Origin of the sequence: Shimia sp. R9_2 (assembly GCF_017743735.1) — a bacterium.
Classification (GTDB): domain Bacteria; phylum Pseudomonadota; class Alphaproteobacteria; order Rhodobacterales; family Rhodobacteraceae; genus Shimia.
Genome location: NZ_JAGHRO010000001.1, coordinates 335,445 through 355,150 on the forward strand (window position 1 = coordinate 335,445; position 19,706 = coordinate 355,150).

The window sequence follows — 19,706 nt, forward strand, 5'->3', positions numbered from 1 at the left end:
AGCCCCAGATGTGGGAGTCTTCTTAGATATTCTATCCTCCTGTGTAAAACTGCGGGGGAACACCCATAATCCACAGGTTTGGAGCTCCCAACAAAATCATCATCCTTTTCTAAATATATTTATTTATTTAGAGAGGGTGAGCTCGTACCAAGGATCGAAACCGCATGGGTTACTTTCTCGTAGACATTTACCCCTATGTCCTCGCTTTCCATATCATGGCCGTGATCAGCTGGATGGCAGGGCTGTTCTATCTCCCACGATTATTTGTCTATCATGCGGAACGTGCAGAGCAGGGGGATCAACTCGACGAAACGCTTAAGATCATGGAATACAAGCTTCAGCGCTATATCATGGCACCAGCCAGCGTTGCTACTTGGCTTGCAGGTCTCACGCTGGTGTTTACGCCGGGTATAGTCGATTGGTCGTCAGTTTGGCCTTACACCAAAGCGTTTGCTGTGATTGCCATGACAGGGTTTGATCACTGGCTCATGCAAATGCGAAAGAAATTTGATCGCAACGAGAACACGCTTACTGGGCGCCAGTTTCGAATGATGAACGAAGTACCGACAATTTTGATGGTGATCATCGTTGTCTCGGTTGTAGTGAAATTCTGAATTTATTGACTCAGAAGAGCGAAAGCCCTATCTGAGTCGATAACTGACCCGTCCGGGTTAAGTGTATCCCTTATATAGAGCACATGATCTGCCCCGTTTCGGGCAGTACAGGATTGTTTCATGACACAAGAAAAGCTCGCTCTTGGCGATCTGAAAGCCAAAAGCCCTAAAGCGCTCTTGGCGATGGCCGAAGAGCTGGAGATCGAAAACGCCTCCACCATGCGTAAGGGCGAGATGATGTTCCAGATTCTGCGCGAACGCGCGGATGATGGCTGGGAAATCTCCGGTGATGGTGTGCTTGAAGTACTTCAGGATGGTTTTGGCTTCCTACGCTCTCCAGAAGCCAACTATTTGCCGGGTCCGGATGATATCTATGTCAGCCCAGAGATGATCCGTCAGCATTCTCTGCGCACCGGTGACACCGTGAATGGCGTTATGACCGCGCCAGGCGACAACGAGCGCTATTTCGCACTGACTGGCGTGTCTCAGATCAACTTTGAAGCGCCAGAGAAAGCCAAGCACAAGATCGCGTTTGACAACCTCACGCCGCTTTATCCCGATGAGCGCCTGAAGATGGAGATCGAAGATCCCACCATCAAAGATCGCTCTGCACGGGTTATCGATCTGGTTGCGCCGATTGGTAAGGGCCAGCGTTCCCTGATTGTTGCGCCGCCGCGCACTGGTAAAACCGTTCTGTTGCAAAACATCGCGCACAGCATCGAAGCGAACCATCCGGAGTGTTACCTGATCGTTCTTCTGATCGACGAACGTCCGGAAGAGGTGACGGACATGCAGCGGTCTGTGAAAGGTGAGGTGATTTCCTCTACCTTTGACGAACCGGCCACGCGTCACGTTGCTGTGTCTGAAATGGTAATCGAAAAGGCAAAGCGCCTCGTAGAACACAAACGAGATGTTGTGATCCTTCTGGACTCCATCACAAGACTTGGTCGCGCCTTCAACACTGTGGTGCCATCTTCCGGTAAAGTTCTGACCGGTGGTGTGGACGCAAACGCTCTTCAGCGTCCCAAACGTTTCTTTGGCGCTGCCCGTAACATCGAAGAGGGTGGCTCACTCACCATCATCTCGACCGCGCTGATCGACACTGGCTCGCGCATGGACGAGGTGATCTTTGAAGAATTCAAAGGGACTGGTAACTCTGAGATTGTTCTGGATCGTAAGGTGGCAGACAAACGTGTCTTCCCTGCGATCGATATTCTCAAATCTGGTACCCGGAAAGAGGATCTGCTCGTCGACAAAGGTGATTTGGCCAAGACATTCGTATTGCGCCGTATCCTCAATCCGATGGGCACCACGGATGCCGTGGAGTTCCTGCTTGGCAAACTCAAGCAGACCAAAACAAATGGCGAGTTCTTTGACTCGATGAACACTTAAGGAATGTGACATGGCCTATGTGCCAGACACAATTTTCGCCTTAGCAACGGCCCCCGGTAAAGCGGGGGTCGCTGTCGTTCGTGTGTCCGGTTCCCGAGCCGCAGAGGCGGGGAGGGCGCTTTTCGGCGATCTGCCCAAACCACGCTACGCTGCTTTGAAGATCCTGAAAGACAGTGAAGACCGTCGTTTGGATCAGGCCTTGGTGCTCTACTTTCCGAATAAGAACAGCTTTACTGGCGAAGAGGTTCTTGAGCTGCACTTGCATGGTTCAACTGCCGTGGTGAATGCGGTTCTTCGGGGACTCTCTGAGATGGATGGGCTTCGCTTGGCAGAGGCAGGGGAGTTCACCCGCCGTTCTTTGGAAAACGGATGCCTTGATCTGGCCCAGGTCGAGGGGCTCGCTGATCTGATTGATGCCGAGACCGAGGCTCAGCGGCGTCAAGCCTTGCGGGTTTTGTCAGGCGATCTTGGGAAACTTGCAGGCAAATGGCGCACAGATTTGATCCGCGCCGCTGCTTTGATTGAAGCGACAATCGACTTTGCCGACGAGGAAGTCCCTGTAGATGTCACGCCGGAAGTCACTGAACTCCTGTCTGGCGTGCGAAGTGAGCTCGACCGTGAGATCGCTGGTGTCGATACGGCTGAACGCATCCGCACGGGTTTCGAAGTCGCCATCCTCGGTGCGCCAAATGTTGGCAAGTCCACGCTGCTCAACGCGCTTGCTGGTCGCGAGGCGGCAATCACCTCTGAATACGCGGGGACAACGCGTGACGTGATCGAAGTCCGCATGGAGCTAAACGGATTGCCGGTGACTTTGCTGGATACTGCTGGGCTTCGTGAGACTGAGGATCACGTGGAGGGGATCGGCATTCAGCGTGCACGCGAGAGGGCAGAGGCTGCGGATCTCCGTGTATTCCTTCAAACTCAGGATGAAGCGCCGGATTTCGAACCTCTGCCAGAGGATGTGATCAGAACGGCGAAGGCAGATACTTTGTCTGATCCAAAAAATGCGATTTCAGGCAAAACCGGTTTCGGCATCAGCGAATTGGTTTCTGAGATCACTGAAAAGCTCTCTGAACAGGCTGGTCGATCCGGAGTGGCGACGCGCGAGAGACATCGGATTGCGATGAAACGCGCGTCAGAAGCACTGGATACAGCGCGTGCTGTTCTCGCACTTGGACCCGATCACTATGATATTGGTGCTGAAGAGCTACGAACCGCGATTCGTGCTCTTGATTCCATCGTTGGTCATGTCGATGTAGAGAACCTGTTGGACGAAATCTTTTCGAGCTTTTGTATCGGAAAGTGAATCAAATCTGAGGAGTGTTTCACGTGAAACATTTTGACGTCATTGTTGTGGGCGGAGGACACGCCGGGACGGATGCTGCGTCGGCAGCGGCGCGTATGGGCGCTTCAACAGCTCTGGTGACTTTGAAGAAATCAGGCATTGGCGTCATGTCTTGCAACCCTGCCATTGGCGGTCTTGGAAAAGGTCATCTTGTGCGTGAAGTCGACGCGCTTGATGGGGTCATGGGGCGTATCGCAGATAGGGCTGGAATTCAGTTTCGACTGCTTAACCGTCGTAAAGGCCCAGCTGTACAGGGCCCACGAGCGCAGGCAGATCGAAAGATCTATCGCGAAGAAATGTTGGCGGAAATCGAAGCCACACCCAATTTGACCATCGTTGAGGGCGAGGCAACTGACTTCCGGATGGAGGGGCAGGCGGTGCGGGGAGTCGTCCTAGCGGATGGTTCAGAGATCTCGGCGCATTCTGTTGTACTCACCACAGGGACTTTCCTGCGCGGCGTCATCCACATCGGGGATGTTTCTCGCCCTGGCGGCAGAATGGGGGACGACCCGTCTGTCAAACTTGCGGAGCGCATTGACAGTTTTGACTTGCCGCTTGGCCGGTTGAAAACAGGCACGCCTCCACGTTTGAATGGTAAGACAATCAAATGGGATCTACTCGACAGCCAGCCGGGTGATGATGATCCGGTGGTTTTCTCGTTCTTGAACAAGGCGCCGAGCGCTCGGCAGATTTCCTGCGGTATCACGCATACGAATGAGAAAACGCATGATATTATCCGGAAAAACCTAGATCGCTCGGCGATGTACGGTGGCCATATCGAAGGCGTTGGGCCGCGGTATTGCCCATCTATCGAAGATAAGATTGTGCGTTTTGCGGATAAGACCTCGCATCAGGTTTTTCTGGAACCAGAAGGTCTGGACGATCACACGGTCTACCCAAACGGCATTTCGACGTCGCTACCAGTGGACGTTCAGGAAAGCTATGTGCGGTCGATGTATGGTTTGGAAGATGCGGAAATTCTACAGCCAGGGTATGCGATTGAATACGACTATGTCGATCCGCGAGCTCTGGATGCGGCGCTTGGTGTTAAGGGCGTACCTGGTCTATATCTTGCAGGACAAATCAACGGAACCACTGGGTATGAGGAAGCTGCGGCACAAGGGCTCGTTGCCGGCCTGAACGCAGCTTTGGCGGCACAAGGCAAAGAGCCCCACCATTTCAGCCGATCGGACAGCTATATCGGCGTCATGGTTGATGATCTTATCACGCGCGGTGTCACAGAGCCCTATCGCATGTTCACGTCTCGTGCAGAGTTTCGTCTTTCTTTGCGTGCGGATAACGCAGATCAGAGGCTCACACCAATTGGGTTGGAGCTGGGTCTCATTGGCGAAACGCGCAAGTCGGTGTTTGCAAGCAAGCAGGAGAAGCTTACGTCGGGCAAAGCCCTCCTCGAAGAAACTGGCTATACGCCAAAACAAATTAATTCTGCGGGTATTTCAGTTAACCAAGATGGTAACCGTCGCACAGCATTCCAGGTTCTCGCTTTCCCTGAAGTGAGCTTCGGAGATGTTGTGGAGCTGGATCCTCGCTTTGCCGAAATAAGCGAAGATATCCAACTTCAGCTTGAGCGTGATGCGCTTTATGCAAATTACATCGAGCGCCAAAAGCGCGATGTCGAGGCAATGCGCAGAGATGAAACGCAGTTTATCCCGTCTGATTTCGACTTCGATGTGATCGAAGGTTTGAGCAACGAGTTGAAATCCAAGTTGAATGCCGTACGTCCAGCGAATTTGGGGCAGGCCGGGCGGATTGATGGCATGACACCTGCGGCTCTTACACTGCTTCTTGCGAAGTTGCGCCAGGCCCAGAAAGCGAAAACCGCCTGATGAACTGTCCAGAGAACATTCGTGACGCACTGGATGTTTCACGTGAAACATTTCAGCGTCTTCAGGTCTTGGCGGACTTGCTGGTTAAGTGGAACCCGAGAATTAACCTCGTTTCCAAGTCCACACTCGACGCCTTATGGGAACGTCATATCCTGGATTCGGTTCAGGTGATGCGTAGCGCACCTCATAATGTGGCGCATTGGGTGGACATTGGCAGCGGAGGTGGTTTCCCTGGATTGGTCATTGCGTTGATGTCGGAAGAGCCAACTGCGCCGCAGAAGGTAACGTTGATTGAGAGTGATCAACGTAAGTGTGCCTTTTTGCGGACGGTTTTGCGAGAGACCGGCGTAAAGGCAGCTGTTTTGACAGAACGTATCGAGAAAGTGTCTCCGCAGAATGCCGACGTTCTTTCTGCACGCGCGCTGGCGGATCTTCCGCTGTTGTTTGACTTTACAGAGCGACATTTGCGGGCAGATGGCGTTGGGCTGTTTCCAAAGGGAGCAAGCTGGCAAAAAGAGCTTAAATCCGTACAGGAATCGTGGTCATTTGATTGCGAAGTGGTAAAGAGTATTACGGACTCTCAAGCAGTCATCCTGAAGGTCGGAGAACTGAAACGTGACGGATCCAACGCGCCCTAAGGGCCCCAAGATTATCGCTGTTGCCAACCAAAAAGGTGGGGTTGGCAAAACCACAACAGCCATAAATCTCGCAGCTGCTCTCGCAGAGCAGAAATGTCGTGTGCTTTTGGTGGATCTTGATCCGCAGGGCAACGCTTCAACGGGGTTGGGCGTCGAAGTCGAGGATCGTCAGAACACAACATATGACCTGTTGACCGGTGAAGCCGAACTTGAAGACGTGATTCAAACGACGGACTCGGAAACCATGTGGATCGTTCCGGCAACTGTCGATCTGAGCTCGGCGGACATTGAGTTGATGACCAATGAAAAGCGTAGCTTCTTGTTGCATGACGCCCTGCGTCAGCATGCTATGGATGCCTATGATCTGGACTACATATTGATTGATTGTCCGCCATCTCTCAACTTGTTGACTGTCAATGCAATGATCGCTGCGCATTCGGTCTTGATTCCGCTTCAAAGCGAATTTTTCGCACTTGAGGGATTGTCGCAACTTATGCTGACCGTGCGTGAAGTGCGACAAACCGCCAATTCAGGTCTGCGCATTGAGGGTATTGTGCTGACGATGTTCGATGCACGTAACAACCTGTCTCAACAAGTGGAGCAGGATGCGCGCGATAACCTTGGTGAATTGGTGTTCGAAACCAAAATCCCTCGGAATGTGCGTGTTTCTGAGGCTCCCTCTTACGCGCAGCCGGTTTTGGAGTATGATCCAACATCCAAGGGCGCAGAGGCATATCGAGCCCTGGCCAAGGAACTATTGGTCAAAAACTATAAAGTCGCTGCATAAAGGAGGCCGGTATGGCAGAGAAGAAGAAACCACGTGGCCTTGGCCGCGGCCTCAGTGCATTGATGGCGGATGTGACCGAAGATAAGAGCGCGCAAGTTGCGCAAACACCTCGTCGGGCAGATTTGGTTGTCCCAATCGAGCGGATTGAGCCAAATCCAGATCAGCCGCGCCGTGATTTTACACCTGAACAGTTAGACGATCTGGCGAATTCCATTCGCGAAAAGGGCGTCATTCAGCCGCTTATCGTTCGGAAGAAATCTGGAGATCGATACGAGATTGTCGCTGGCGAACGCCGTTGGCGCGCGTCCCAGATGGCGAAGCTGCATGAGCTTCCGGTTATCGTCAGAGAGTATGATGACACTGAAGTTCTCGAGATTGCGATCATCGAGAACATTCAACGTGCGGATTTGAACCCGGTTGAAGAGGCGATGGGCTATCGCCAACTTATGCAAAAGTTCGGTCACACGCAGGAGAAGGTATCTGAAGCGCTCGGCAAAAGTCGAAGCCATATCGCAAACTTGATGCGTCTGCTCAATCTACCGGATGACGTTCAGATGCTGTTGCGCGAGGGAGACCTATCGGCTGGTCATGCACGCGCTCTGGTGACCTCGGAAAATGCCTCAGAGCTGGCCAAGAAAGTTGTGAAGGATGGTCTTTCTGTTCGCCAGACTGAAAAACTTGCGAAAAAAACAGGCTCTCTCGTCGAGCAAATTAAAAAATCTCGACCAAAGACCCATAAGGACGCCGATACAGTCGCGCTAGAAGGCGATCTTTCCGCTAATTTGGGCATGAAAGTCAGCGTCGATCATACGTCTGGCGGAGAATCTGGTAAAATTACCATTAATTATCAGACACTTGATGATCTAGACGAACTGTGCCGGATTCTGTCCTCTACGCGTTAGGTCGCGTCCAGAGGAAAAAAAGTACCGCGCTTAAAACCACCGCTTGGATGATTAAAACGGTGGTTTTGACACCCAAAGCCAATGAAATTGCAAATACCAACATTATGGACAGTGTTGCTGCCCTTTTTGCGCTTGGTCTGATCGCACCATTGCGATGCCAATCATCAATCATCGGACCGAAGAGTTTGTGACTGAGGAGCCAATTGTGCAGCCTCTCTGATGAACGTGCAAAACAGAAAGCTGCGAGCAACAAAAAGGGGACAGTTGGCAAGAGGGGGAGCACAACGCCGACCAACGCAAACGCGACACACATCAATCCGCAGATCAGCCAAATCGCGCGCATTTAGTCCACCAAAAGTTCCGACAGGACAGAATTTAGCACCATGCGCCCTTGTGGCAAGACGCGCAGATGTCGCGACGACTTTTCAATCATACCTATTTCGATCAAGTGATCCACGCGGGGCCCTTCAAGAGTATGCCCGGAGAGGGCCTCGTAGCGGGCCAGATCGATACCCTCGCTCAAGCGAAGTCCCATTAGAAGGAATTCTGCGGCTTGCCCGTCCCTGGAAATAACCTCGTGCAGACTTTCACCATTTCCGGCTTCCGCAGTCTCCAGCCACTTGTTCGGATTTTTCCAGGTCTCTATCGCGTGACGTTTCCCGTTAAGTGTCAGCCGGGCATGCGCCCCTGGCCCAATTCCTGCGTAATCGCCGTAGCGCCAATAGATTTGATTGTGCCGCGATTCAGAGCCTATGGCTGCATAGTTAGAAACTTCATAAGGCAACATGCCAGCTTCAGCGCAGATCTCCTGCGTTGTTTCATACATGTCTGCAGCAAGGTCGTCTTCTGGCAAACCGCGCAGCTTTCCGCGGTTGTAGCGATCGCCGAAGGCTGTGCCTTGTTCAATTGTGAGTTGATAAAGCGAAAGATGATCTATGGCCATCGACAGAGCTTCTTTCAACTCGGCCTGCCAATCACTTAAGGATTGATCCTGGCGTGCATAGATCAGGTCGAAACTCACCCGATCAAAGGTTTTCCGCGCTATTTCGAAGGCTTTCTTGGCCTCTGATACAGAGTGAATGCGGCCTAGACGTTGTAGATCTCCGTCATTAAGCGCCTGAATGCCCATGGAAATTCGGTTTACCCCGCCTGCGCGATAAGCCGCGAACCGACCTGCTTCAACAGATCCTGGATTCGCCTCAAGCGTGATTTCCATGTCGTTTGATGTGGGCCAGAGTTTTCGCACGCGTTCCAGAATGGATGCGACGATATCAGGATCCATTAGGCTTGGGGTGCCGCCACCAAAGAAGACAGTGTTAAGCACACGCCCCGGCGTCTGAGTTGCGACGCGGTCCAGTTCGCTGAGATAGGCGTGTAGCCAGCGATTTTGGTCGATTTCACGGCTTACATGGCTGTTGAAATCGCAATAGGGGCATTTGGCCTGACAAAACGGCCAATGTATATACAGGCCAAAGCCCCCGTTTTGCCAATCCTCAGCCAAAACAACCCGCCACAAAGGCTTTCACCGCACGGCCGCGATGGCTGATCTTATTTTTGGCCCAGCGGTCCATTTCCGCGAAGGTGACGTCATGCCCTTCGGGCACAAACATCGGGTCATAGCCGAAGCCATCTTTGCCGCGCATGGGCCATACAAGATGCCCGGGAGCCACGCCCTCAAACACCTCATCATGCCCGTCAGGCCAAGCCAGAACCAGCGTGGAGCGGAATTGCGCGAGCCTTGGGTGCGGAGCGTTTACCGCTTCGAGTTCATTGTGGGCCCGGGTCATTGCCATCACAAAGTCGCGGCCATTCTCGGTCTCGGCCCAGTCCGCTGTATAGACGCCGGGCGCGCCGTTGAGCGCGTCAATCGTGATGCCACTGTCGTCTGACAGGGCAGGCAGACCGGTCGCCTTTGCCGCAGCGTGGGCTTTGATCCGGGCGTTTCCGACAAATGTGTCTTCGGTCTCTTCCGGTTCTGGCAGATCCATTTCTCCAGCACCGACAACTTTAACGCCAAAGGGCTCAAGGAGATGAATCATCTCCTCAAGTTTGCCTTTGTTGTGTGTCGCCATCAGCAGCGTTTTATCCGTGAACTTCCGCGTCATGACACGGCTGCCTCTTGCGCGGCAACGAGCTCTGCCACGCCTTTTTCTGCGAGATCAAGCAGTTGGTTCATCTGATCGCGGGAGTAGGTCGCACCTTCGGCAGACATCTGGGTTTCAATCATCTGCCCGTTGGCCAGCATGATGAAGTTGCCATCCACACCTGCCTCGCTGTCTTCTGGATAGTCCAGATCAAGCACTGGCTGACCTGCATATATGCCGCAAGACACTGCCGCGACCGGAGAAATAAGCGGGTCAGTGGTGACGTCGCCGGCTTTCATGAGCTTGTTCACTGCCAAACGCAGGGCAACCCAGCCACCGGTGATTGAAGCACAGCGCGTGCCGCCATCAGCTTGGATTACGTCACAATCCACGGTGATTTGACGCTCGCCCAAAGCCACACGGTCCACGCCTGCGCGCAGGGAACGGCCGATCAGGCGCTGAATTTCTACGGTGCGGCCGCCTTGCTTGCCGGCAGCAGCTTCGCGCCGCATGCGGGAAGAGGTAGAGCGTGGCAGCATCCCGTATTCTGCTGTCACCCAACCCAAACCGGAGCCTTTGATAAACGGCGGTACGCGCGCTTCCAGAGAGGCGGTGCAGAGCACATGCGTATCGCCCATTTTGATCAGGCAAGAGCCTTCTGCATGTTTGGTTACATTGGTCTCAATCGACACGGCACGCATTTCATTGAGCTGACGTCCAGAGGGGCGCATGGGAATTTCCTTCTCTTGATTTCTTTTGGGCATAGCCGCGCGGGCAGGGCGGGTGCAACCCCGATTGACCAACGCCGATTGACCTTTGTGCTTGAGCCTATTTTATTGAAGAGCAGAAGGCACGGGCAGATGACAGACACCACTAAAATCCTCGAAGAAATGAATGAACGCAGCCGAGAGGTGTTTCGCCGTGTGGTCGAAGGCTATCTTGAAACCGGCGATCCGGTTGGATCGCGCACGCTCACCCGGTCTCTGTCAGAGAAAGTTAGTGCGGCGACCATTCGCAATGTGATGCAGGATCTGGAATACCTTGGCCTTCTGGACAGTCCGCATGTTTCGGCTGGCCGCGTGCCGACGCAGCAAGGCCTTCGTATGTTTGTGGACGGGCTGCTCGAAGTTGGCGATTTGGATCACGGAGATCGCAAGAGGATCGATGCCACGTTGGGCGAAGGTGATAAGGATGTGAGCAACATGCTTGATCGCGTCAGCACGGCTCTGTCTGGTGTCACACAGGGGGCTTCGCTGGTTCTGGCACCCAAACATGAGGCACCAGTCAAACACATCGAATTTGTCTCCCTTGCGCATGATCGTGCTCTGGTGGTCTTGGTGTTTGCGGATGGCCATGTGGAGAACCGTCTTTTCACGCCGCCTCCGGGGCAAACCCCCAGTTCCATGCGCGAGGCCGCGAATTTCCTCAATGCTGTGGCTGAAGGGCGCACGCTGAGTGAGGTAGGCAAAGCCGTACGGGAAGAGATCGCGCGTCGGCGCCAGGAAATCGATACGCTGGCTGCTGACCTTGTGGAAAGCGGTTTGGCACTTTGGGCCGGTGAGGGCGGACAGGAAGAACGCCTCATCGTCCGCGGGAGGGCGAATCTTCTTGGTTCCGGTGGTGAAGAGCAGGATCTGGAGCGTATCCGCACGTTGTTTGATGACCTTGAACGTAAGCGCGACATTGCCGATTTTCTGGATCTTGCCGAACAAGGCGATGGTGTGCGCATTTTTATTGGCTCAGAGAACAAACTTTTTTCACTTTCGGGTTCCTCTTTGGTGGTGTCTCCCTATATGAACGCTGATCGAAAGATCGTGGGTGCTGTCGGGGTCATTGGACCCAAGCGCCTAAACTATGGACGTATTGTGCCGATCGTGGATTACACGGCGCAACTGGTTGGAAAATTGATCTCCGACCGCGGTTAGAGGTGAAAAATGGCTGAGCCGAAAGACAACGAGTTTCTGGACGACATCGCAGAAGCCGAAGCCGAAGAATTTGCTCAGAGCCTTGATGAGCTCGCAGATGAGGCGGTGGAACTGGATGAGCTACGTGCCGAGCGTGATGAGCTGAAAGACCGCTGGATGCGTGCGCTGGCAGATGCTGAGAATGCCCGCAAACGCGGCGACAAAGCGCGTCGCGATGCTGAGCAGTACGGTGGCTCCAAGTTGGCCCGTGACATGCTGCCTGTCTTTGACAACATGAAACGCGCAGTTGAATCGATCACTGAGGAGCAGAAAGAGGCCTCCTCTGCGCTGATCGAAGGTATTGAGCTGACCATGCGCGAGCTGCTGAAAACTTTCTCCAAGCATGGCATCGAAATGATCTCCCCTGAAGTGGGCGATAAATTTGATCCAAACGTGCACGAAGCGATGTTTGAAGCGCCCGTTCCCGGCACCAAGGCGGGTGACATCATTCAAGTTTCCGCTCAGGGCTTTATGCTGCACGACCGCCTTCTGCGCCCAGCCCAAGTTGGCGTGAGCTCCACTCCAGCCTAACTGGCAAAGATATAGAACCAAAAAAGCCTCCGATCATTCGGAGGCTTTTTCTTTGGGCAAAGGGGAGAATTAGTTCTCCGCCATATCCTTCAATTCATAAATGAGATTCAAAGCCTCCCGTGGGCTCAATGTGTCTGGATGCACATCTGCGAGCTTCTCTTGCAAGGGAGTTGGTCCCGCTGGTGCAGAGGGCACAGGCGCAGGCGTCGCGGCAAAGAGCGGCAGATCATCAATCAGCGCTTTCTGTGCCTGGCCTTCCCGCTCACCCTTTTCCAATGCATCCAGCACCACACGTGCACGCGATACCACCGCAGCCGGCAAGCCCGCCAGCTGCGCCACTTGAACCCCATAAGAGCGATCTGCGGCCCCCTGCGTGACCTCATGCAGGAAGATCACTTCACCTTCCCATTCACGCACCGCAACTGTCGCATTGTCCACACCTGCCATCTTCCCGGCAAGCTGTGTCATCTCGTGATAGTGCGTTGCAAAGAGCGCGCGGGACTTGTTCACATCGTGCAGGTGCTCCAGTGTTGCCCAGGCAATCGACAAGCCGTCATAGGTCGCGGTCCCGCGTCCAATCTCATCCAAAATGACCAATGCGCGGTCGTCAGCTTGATTGAGGATTGCGGCGGTTTCGACCATCTCCACCATAAATGTGGACCGCCCTCGCGCCAGATCATCGCTCGCGCCCACGCGACTGAAAAGCTGGCTGACCAACCCGATCCGCGCACTGTTTGCAGGCACAAAACTTCCCATCTGCGCAAGTAGGGCAATGAGTGCATTCTGGCGTAGGAAGGTCGATTTACCGGCCATGTTTGGGCCTGTCAGAAGCCAGATGCTCGCCGCATCGCCGCCTGATAGATCACAATCATTGGCAACAAACGGGTCACCGGTTTTGCGTAAAGCTGCTTCAACAACGGGATGTCGCCCACCTTCGATGGCAAAATCCCGGCTGTCATTGACCTCAGGACGGGTCCATTTCTCATTCGCTGCAAGCTCCGCCAAAGCCGCAGATAAATCAAACTCCGCAAGTCCTCTGGAAGCTGCCGCAACCTCAGCGGAGCGATCCAAAATCGCGCTTTTTAAGCTGTCATAGAGCCGCTTTTCGATCTCGAGTGCCCGGTTTCCGGCATTCAGGATCTTGGTTTCCATTTCGCTCAACTCAACGGTGGTAAAGCGCACCTGATTGGCGGTGGTCTGACGATGTATAAAGGTTTCAGACAGGGGCGGAGACATCATCGTATCCGCATGCTTTGCGGTGGTTTCGATGAAATATCCTAGCACATTGTTGTGCTTGATCTTAAGCGCGGTGATGCCGGTTTGCTCGCTATACTGTGCTTGCATGCCAGCAATCACACCACGCCCTTGATCGCGCAGCTCACGGCTTTCATCCAGCTCCGGGTCAAATCCGGGAGCGATAAAGCCACCATCGCGGGCAAGAAGCGGCGGCTCTGCGATCAGCGCGTCTTCCAGAAGATCAAGCAATTCCTCATGTCCGGACAGTGCTCGTCGTGCCTCGGTCAAATCATCTGGCAAATCACCAGAAAAAGCTCTTTCTGCCAAAAGACTTGCTTGCCCGAGGCCGTTCCGGATGGCTGCCAAATCTCTAGGACCGCCTCGGTCCAACGCCAGCCTAGACAGGGCGCGGTCCAAATCTGGAACCTTGCGCAAAGCTTCACGTAGATCCGCTGCCTCGCCACGTTGATCAGCCATATAGCTGACCGCATCCAGCCGCTCGCGAATGGCTGCCAAGCGCAGCGAGGGCGAGGACAGTCTTTGCTCCAACAGGCGTGCGCCACCGGCGGTCACTGTCCGGTCAATTGTTGCGAGAAGGGATCCGACCCGGCCGCCAGAAAGGCTTGCCGTTAGCTCCAAGTTCCGCCGAGTCGCCGCATCAATTTGCATTACACCCTGCGTCGCTTCGCGCACTGGCGGCTGCAACAGCGGCAATTTTCCTTTTTGGGTCAGCTCCAAGTAGTCGACAATGGCACCGAGAGCTCCAGCCTCGGGCCGCGAAAATGTGCCAAAGGCTTCAAGAGACGACGCTTTGAACAGCGCAGAAACCCGTTTTTCTGCTGAAACTGAGTCAAAACTACCGCGTGATACAGATGTCAGCGGAACCCCCATATCATCGACAACTGGTCCGAGCTCACCTTCCGAGCCTTCTGCCATCAACAGCTCACTTGGCGCCAAGCGTGCAAGTTCAGGCCCCAGTCGCACCGGCGCCAATGGCATCACATGTAGCGCACCTGTCGAAATATCGGCCCAGGCCAGCGCCGCTTCATCTCGCACCACAGCATAAGCTGCCAGAAAGTTGTGTCGCCGTGCATCCAGCAGGCTGTCTTCGGTCAATGTGCCCGGCGTCACCAGCCGCACCACATCCCGTTTCACCACCGCTTTGTAGCCACGTTTTTTTGCCTCTGCCGGGCTTTCAAGTTGTTCACAAACGGCGACACGAAAGCCCTTGCGGATGAGGGTTAGAAAATACCCCTCTGCGGCGTGATGCGGGACGCCACACATGGGGATCTCATTGCCTTCATGTTTGCCACGTTTGGTCAGGGCAATATCGAGCGCCTCTGCCGCCGCCACAGCGTCGTCAAAGAACATCTCATAAAAATCACCCATCCGGTAAAACAACAGCGCATCCTGATACTGCGCTTTGATGTCCAGATATTGCGCCATCATCGGCGTGACGCCCGGCTTGTCGCCCTTCACTGCTCAGAACCCCCAAGGTTTGGTTTTCCTCAGATAGCAAACCTCGGTCCCTATGGAAAAGCGCAAAACCTCAGGTAAGGTCATTGCCAATAGACAAGCGTGCAAATTTTTGATCGTTAGATCAAAGAAACCAGAAACACGGCGTATTCTCATGGCGATTTACAACCTCGGCTCCATCAACGCCGATTTCTTTTATCATGTACCTCATTTGCCGGGGCCAGGCGAAACGCTTGCAGCGACCAAGTTGACTCGGGGCCTTGGCGGCAAAGGGGCAAATATGAGCGTTGCCGCCGCACGTGCAGGTGCGCATACAGTGCATGTTGGCGCGGTTGGGCATGATGGGCATTGGGCGGCCGACCGTATGATGGAGTTCGGCGTGGATACACGCCACATCAGCAAGCTTCCGGACACTCCAAATGGCCAAGCTCACATCTATGTGGATGCGGGCGGTGAAAACAGCATCGTTCTTTTCCAAGGTGCCAATCATCAAATACCGGCCGAAACCATTTCTGCAGCGCTGTCAGAGGCGAGTACAGGCGACACGTTATTGATGCAGAATGAGACCAAAGATCAGCCCGAGGCCGCAAAAATTGCGCGGGAGCTTGGTCTCTATGTCGCTTATGCCGCTGCGCCATTTGAGGCGGAGGCTGTTGAGGCTGTTCTTCCTCACCTCGATTTCTTGATCCTGAATGAGGTGGAGGCTGAGCAATTGGAAGAGGCGACTGGCAAATCTCCGGATGTTCTGGGTGTCACCGACGTGATCATTACGCTTGGTGCGAAAGGTGCGCGCTGGCTGCATGAGGGGCAGTCTCGCGATTTTCCTGCAATGCCTGTGACACCGGTCGACACCACGGGTGCTGGGGACACCTTCACGGGCTATGTGCTTGCTGCGCGTGACCGTGGCCTGCCCATGGAGCAGGCTATTGCTCTCGCGATGCGCGCAGGTGCCCTGATGGTGACCCGACAGGGAACCGCAGATGTGATCCCTGATTTAAAAGAAGTGGACGAGGCGCGTTTCTAAGCACTGCCTCGCACATAATTTTGGCTAGAAATGACCCTCGAGGGTATCGTAGCTCTACCGCGATGGGGCCAAAACCCTGAGGGGCCTTAGTGGCCTACAAATGGAGCAGCGCTTCCCCAAAGTTCTTTTACGCGCGCATCCCGGCCGCATGCTTTGCGATAGCGCTTATAGGCTTCGCTCTGCTTTTTCGGCCCAAAGCGGGTCAATACAATCTTGCTGCCTTTGTAGTAGTCCTGATGATAGGCTTCTGCCTCATAGAAGGTTCCGGCCTGCAAAATTGGCGTCACAATTGTCCGCCCCAACTGAGCCTGGGCTTTCACTTTTGCGGCTTGAGCCTTGCTTTGTTCGCTTTGATTGGCGACAAAAATCGCGGTGCGGTAGCTGTCGCCTCGGTCGCAAAATTGACCGCCGGCATCTGTGGGATCAACAGAGCGGAAGAACAGATCTAGCAGCGTTTCACGTGAAACTTTGGAGGGATCGAAAGTAATCTCTACCGCCTCGTAGTGACCTGTCCCACCTTTGGTGACCTGTTTATAGCTTGGGTTGGCTGTGTTGCCGCCGATAAAGCCGGACCGCGCTTCCTGAACACCTTTGACACTTTCAAAGTCGCTCTCCACGCACCAGAAGCATCCACCGGCGACGATCAGTTTTTCCGTGTTCATGGCGTAGGCACGCTCGCTGTGAGCAAATGTTCCCAGAACAATCAGAGCGGATAGGGCTGCGGTTTTCAGGTTCTGCAGTTTTTTCATCAGACAACTCCTTGTTGCCCCAATCTTGCGCTGGCTCTTCGTGAGTCTCAATCCTATGAAACCTGTTGTCACACCAAGGTGAAAGGCGGTGAGTAGGAGCAACCTGAGCCGTTTCTACCCACGCTTCCGAGAGCGGTAGACTGGTGAAACTCTGCGAAAAACTGTTGCAACGGTGAGCCGTTGATCACTGCAAAGAGTTCGTTTCTTCGCATAAAGCACATCCAGCTTTGCCTTTGTCGGTACGCATCGACGCTCGTAAACAGCTTCAGTTTCTTCAGCTGTCTGGCAATTGGCCAGCAAGCGTTCTTCCGTTTGGTGATAGATTAGCGTTGCCAGGCCAGTCACTCCTGGGCGATCCTTCAGAACCTCGGCGTAGAGGCCTGGAAAGCGCTCAACATAACGGCGCAGCGGCGGGCGAGGACCAACAAAACTGATGTCACCGCGCAAGATATTGATCAGCTGCGGCAATTCATCCAGTCGATATTTGCGCAGGAAGAGCCCAATTTTTGTGATCCGGTGCGCTTTATTGCCGCCAGATACGCCGCTGTCATGAGAGACATTTGTCATCGTACGGAATTTGAGCAGTTGGAATCCCTGGGTGGGCGTTTTCATACGCTCGGAAATGTAGAACACGGGACGGCCGTCTTGGATCAAGATGAGAACAGAAAGGACGAGCATGACTGGCCATAGCAACGCGAGCAGAAAAAGCACCCACGCTAAATCCATGAGGCGCCTACCCAAAGTCGTACCACTTCCGATCATACCAAAGCCTTACGCGTTGAACGCCATTCTTCAATCATCTGAGCTGCTGTCACATGCAAGTCTGATCCGGTCAACTGTTGAAGTAAGCTGACGTCAAGTGAGACCTCCGCGACTGCGCTTTCCGGTGCGTCTTGCCAGTCGAAAGTATGATTTGCAGCCCGAAGCAGGTCATGCATTGCGACAGGTTTTGAGGCGGCCACATTCACGATGTCAGGTGGATTCTCGGCGCTAATCACAGCGTCTATGGCGGCCCAAACAAGTTTTGGCGTTGCATAGCTCCGCAAGGGGCTCATGCCATTTGGAAAGCGATCAAGCTTCAAGGTGCCGCCGCCGTTTAACGCCTCAAACAAGCTGTCAGCACCCACGACATTGGCAAGCCTAAAGATGGTCGATTTTTTCGACGAATTTGAGTTACGGTGGATGGTCAGAGCAGCTTCTTCCATCGCAACTTTCGCGGCACCATAGTCGTTTGCAGGCGCTGGTTTCGATATTTCAGAAAGCGCCTGTCCTGGGCCGTAGACTGCGCTGCTGGAGCAATGCATGATATGTGTTGCTCCACATAGTGACGCGATCTCGTTTGCGCGTCTCGCAAGATTTGTGTTTTGTGAGAGGTCTCCGCTGCTGGGTACCACCCCCCAAAGCGCCAGCACAGCGTCTGCTGTGGGAAATGCGCGTGTTTCAGATGTAACCACCAAGTCCAAATCTGCCGCCAAGTCGCGCCCGCACCAAATTGGCTTCCAATCATTAAGAAGGGTAGGAGCCAGCTGGAGAGAATAGCGCATCAGCCGGGCAAGTTTTCCGGTGCTGCCCAGTATAAGCAAGGTTTTTTGATCGGCTAAATTTGGAGATATCGGAGAGTAGATTGACGTCAAAATGAGGCCCTGAAAGGTCGCGCGGTGCGCAATTGCATCGATATCACAGAATGGCATTCAACGTTGTCAGTTACCAGAAGCATTTGCTCTTGGTCTTAGTGCAGGTGCGCGCTAGCGTCTGCGAAAATCAACGGTATCAAAGCTATCATAGGTTGTGTGTGGGCGACTGAGTGACCCCAAAATCCACTTCCGCAATACAGCCGTGATACCGACGCAATACAGAAGGGGGATTTTGATGAAGATAGCGATGTGGAGTGGGCCGCGAAATCTGTCCACGGCGATGATGTATGCTTTTGGCAATCGCTCGGATTGTGCAGTGGTGGATGAACCTTTTTACGCGGCTTACCTTGCAAAAACCGGCCTAGATCATCCGATGAGCGCAGAGATCCTGAGGTCACAACATCAGGATCCACAAGTGGTGGCTTCAGCGCTCTCAGGCGACAACCCAGATGGTAAACCCGTTTTTTATCAAAAACATATGACGCAGCATATGATTGATGGCGTTCCCAGAGAGTGGATGAAGGATGCAAAAAATGTATTTTTGCTGCGCCATCCGGCACGCGTGATCGCCTCATATGCGGCCAAACGAGAGAACCCTACACTTGAGGATATTGGTTTTCCTCAACAGCTAGCGCTTCTCAAAAAAGTGCGCGACTGGGGGCGAGATGTCGTCATCGTTGACAGCCATGACATTCGGGAAAATCCCGAGGATGCGCTGAGAAAGCTATGTAACGATATAGGTTTAGATTACGATCCGGCGATGCTCAGCTGGCCCAAAGGTGGGCATAAGGATGATGGCGTTTGGGCCAAACACTGGTATGGCGCAGTTTGGAATTCCACAGGATTTGCAGGTGCAGAGGGCCCGTTGCCAGAGGTTCCTGATAACCTCCAGCCGGTGCTTGATGCGGCTTTGCCAATCTACGAAGAGATGAAATCGCAAAAGCGCTGAGCGTCCTCAACACGGAGGTAGGGAACACTGCCTCCGTGAAGAAGAGTCTGGAAACAGATATTTAGGCCAGCAACTGTCCCAACTTCATGGCTACGCCCATGTCACCCGACACTTTGAGCTTGCCCAACATTAAAGCTGTGGTTGGCTTGAGATCTCCCGCCAGAAGCTTCGAGAGATTGTCCGCAGAGATTTTGACGGTACAGTCGGTATCACGATCATCGGTAGACGCTGTCCCGTCTGCCAGAACGAGCACTCCGGCGTCGCCACAATCAAATTTCAGCGTGTTATCAAACGCTTGATCTTTCAACCCTTCGCGCATTTGCGCCGCAATCTCTTCCAGCATGTATCCTCCAAAAATAAGTCTCTCGCGAGCATTTAATCGCAGCCACATTGCGTTGCTGCAAGAGTTACGTTGGATTGGTTACCTCGACGTTAAGTGGCAAAGCTTCAGAGAAATCTGTCGTGCTCTTCTGGATTTCAGCGTTCTGTCCGAAACTATCAAGTTGTTGGCTCTTGGTGCCATGTTTTGTC

General features: G+C 53.7%; 20 protein-coding genes. 11 read left to right on the forward strand and 9 right to left on the reverse strand.

The window, feature by feature from the left end; all coding sequences use genetic code 11:
* The first annotated feature begins 164 nt into the window (after window positions 1-164).
* From hemJ to J7400_RS01535, 7 genes are all read left to right on the forward strand, one after another.
* A complete protein-coding gene (gene hemJ, locus J7400_RS01505; protein ID WP_209058257.1) occupies window positions 165-614 on the forward strand; it encodes a protoporphyrinogen oxidase HemJ in 450 nt (149 codons plus the stop codon).
* Between the two features lie 120 nt (window positions 615-734).
* Entirely contained in the window at window positions 735-2,006 is a 1,272-nt protein-coding gene (rho, locus tag J7400_RS01510) for a transcription termination factor Rho (RefSeq protein WP_209058261.1), read from the forward strand.
* A gap of 10 nt (window positions 2,007-2,016) precedes the next feature.
* A complete protein-coding gene (gene mnmE / locus J7400_RS01515; RefSeq protein WP_209058262.1) occupies window positions 2,017-3,315 on the forward strand; it encodes a tRNA uridine-5-carboxymethylaminomethyl(34) synthesis GTPase MnmE in 1,299 nt (432 codons plus the stop codon).
* Between the two features lie 23 nt (window positions 3,316-3,338).
* Window positions 3,339-5,201 (forward strand): tRNA uridine-5-carboxymethylaminomethyl(34) synthesis enzyme MnmG, encoded by a 1,863-nt coding sequence (gene mnmG, locus J7400_RS01520; protein ID WP_209058265.1) that lies wholly within the window; start codon window positions 3,339-3,341, stop codon window positions 5,199-5,201.
* Window positions 5,201-5,839: a 16S rRNA (guanine(527)-N(7))-methyltransferase RsmG gene (gene rsmG, locus J7400_RS01525; RefSeq protein ID WP_209058269.1), complete on the forward strand. Its 639-nt coding sequence runs from the start codon at window positions 5,201-5,203 to the stop codon at window positions 5,837-5,839. Before mnmG ends, rsmG begins: the two co-directional genes overlap by 1 nt.
* Window positions 5,817-6,626 carry a ParA family protein gene (locus J7400_RS01530; RefSeq protein WP_209058270.1) on the forward strand — a complete coding sequence of 270 codons (810 nt, stop codon included), beginning with the start codon at window positions 5,817-5,819 and terminating at the stop codon, window positions 6,624-6,626. Before rsmG ends, J7400_RS01530 begins: the two co-directional genes overlap by 23 nt.
* An 11-nt stretch (window positions 6,627-6,637) precedes the next feature.
* Window positions 6,638-7,528 (forward strand): ParB/RepB/Spo0J family partition protein, encoded by an 891-nt coding sequence (locus tag J7400_RS01535; protein ID WP_209058271.1) that lies wholly within the window; start codon window positions 6,638-6,640, stop codon window positions 7,526-7,528.
* Here J7400_RS01535 and J7400_RS01540 read toward each other — a convergent pair.
* From J7400_RS01540 to rph, 4 genes are read right to left on the reverse strand one after another with little or no spacing between them, the layout of a single operon-like run.
* Window positions 7,518-7,871: a YbaN family protein gene (locus tag J7400_RS01540; protein WP_209058273.1), complete on the reverse strand. Its 354-nt coding sequence runs from the start codon at window positions 7,869-7,871 to the stop codon at window positions 7,518-7,520. The genes J7400_RS01535 and J7400_RS01540 overlap by 11 nt on opposite strands.
* The gene (gene hemW, locus J7400_RS01545; RefSeq protein ID WP_209058275.1) at window positions 7,872-9,029 is read right to left on the reverse strand and encodes a radical SAM family heme chaperone HemW; all 1,158 of its coding nucleotides are present in this window, start codon (window positions 9,027-9,029) and stop codon (window positions 7,872-7,874) included. It lies immediately after the preceding gene.
* Window positions 9,022-9,633, reverse strand: coding sequence for an RdgB/HAM1 family non-canonical purine NTP pyrophosphatase (gene rdgB, locus J7400_RS01550; RefSeq protein WP_209058279.1), 612 nt, complete (start codon window positions 9,631-9,633; stop codon window positions 9,022-9,024). The genes hemW and rdgB overlap by 8 nt, the downstream gene beginning before the upstream one ends.
* Window positions 9,630-10,343: a ribonuclease PH gene (rph, locus tag J7400_RS01555; protein ID WP_209058280.1), complete on the reverse strand. Its 714-nt coding sequence runs from the start codon at window positions 10,341-10,343 to the stop codon at window positions 9,630-9,632. The genes rdgB and rph overlap by 4 nt, the downstream gene beginning before the upstream one ends.
* Window positions 10,344-10,472: 129 nt before the next feature.
* On the opposite strand from rph, the gene hrcA reads away from it, so the two are divergent.
* Window positions 10,473-11,537, forward strand: a complete 1,065-nt coding sequence (hrcA, locus tag J7400_RS01560; protein WP_209058281.1) for a heat-inducible transcriptional repressor HrcA — start codon at window positions 10,473-10,475, stop codon at window positions 11,535-11,537.
* A 9-nt stretch (window positions 11,538-11,546) separates the two neighbouring features.
* Window positions 11,547-12,107: a nucleotide exchange factor GrpE gene (locus tag J7400_RS01565; RefSeq protein ID WP_209058282.1), complete on the forward strand. Its 561-nt coding sequence runs from the start codon at window positions 11,547-11,549 to the stop codon at window positions 12,105-12,107.
* A 69-nt stretch (window positions 12,108-12,176) separates the two neighbouring features.
* Here the strand turns inward: J7400_RS01565 and mutS are convergent, their stop codons facing one another.
* A complete protein-coding gene (mutS, locus tag J7400_RS01570) occupies window positions 12,177-14,792 on the reverse strand; it encodes a DNA mismatch repair protein MutS (protein WP_209060216.1) in 2,616 nt (871 codons plus the stop codon).
* 181 nt (window positions 14,793-14,973) lie between these two features.
* Here mutS and J7400_RS01575 point away from each other — a divergent pair, with 181 nt between their 5' ends.
* On the forward strand, window positions 14,974-15,843 hold the full coding sequence (locus J7400_RS01575; protein WP_209058283.1) for a ribokinase: 870 nt from the start codon (window positions 14,974-14,976) through the stop codon (window positions 15,841-15,843).
* Between the two features lie 86 nt (window positions 15,844-15,929).
* Here J7400_RS01575 and msrA read toward each other — a convergent pair whose 3' ends face one another.
* From msrA to J7400_RS01590, 3 genes are all read right to left on the reverse strand, one after another.
* On the reverse strand, window positions 15,930-16,592 hold the full coding sequence (gene msrA, locus J7400_RS01580) for a peptide-methionine (S)-S-oxide reductase MsrA (protein WP_209058284.1): 663 nt from the start codon (window positions 16,590-16,592) through the stop codon (window positions 15,930-15,932).
* Window positions 16,593-16,706: 114 nt separating this feature from the next.
* Window positions 16,707-17,318 carry a sugar transferase gene (locus J7400_RS01585; protein WP_247738563.1) on the reverse strand — a complete coding sequence of 204 codons (612 nt, stop codon included), beginning with the start codon at window positions 17,316-17,318 and terminating at the stop codon, window positions 16,707-16,709.
* A 32-nt stretch (window positions 17,319-17,350) separates the two neighbouring features.
* On the reverse strand, window positions 17,351-18,283 hold the full coding sequence (locus J7400_RS01590; protein ID WP_209058288.1) for an NAD-dependent epimerase/dehydratase family protein: 933 nt from the start codon (window positions 18,281-18,283) through the stop codon (window positions 17,351-17,353).
* Between the two features lie 178 nt (window positions 18,284-18,461).
* Here J7400_RS01590 and J7400_RS01595 point away from each other — a divergent pair, with 178 nt between their 5' ends.
* Complete coding sequence (locus tag J7400_RS01595) at window positions 18,462-19,175, forward strand: HAD family hydrolase (RefSeq protein ID WP_209058290.1); 714 nt, start codon at window positions 18,462-18,464, stop codon at window positions 19,173-19,175.
* Window positions 19,176-19,236: 61 nt separating this feature from the next.
* Here the strand turns inward: J7400_RS01595 and J7400_RS01600 are convergent, their stop codons facing one another.
* A complete protein-coding gene (locus J7400_RS01600; protein ID WP_209058292.1) occupies window positions 19,237-19,518 on the reverse strand; it encodes an SCP2 sterol-binding domain-containing protein in 282 nt (93 codons plus the stop codon).
* Window positions 19,519-19,706 lie beyond the last annotated feature (188 nt).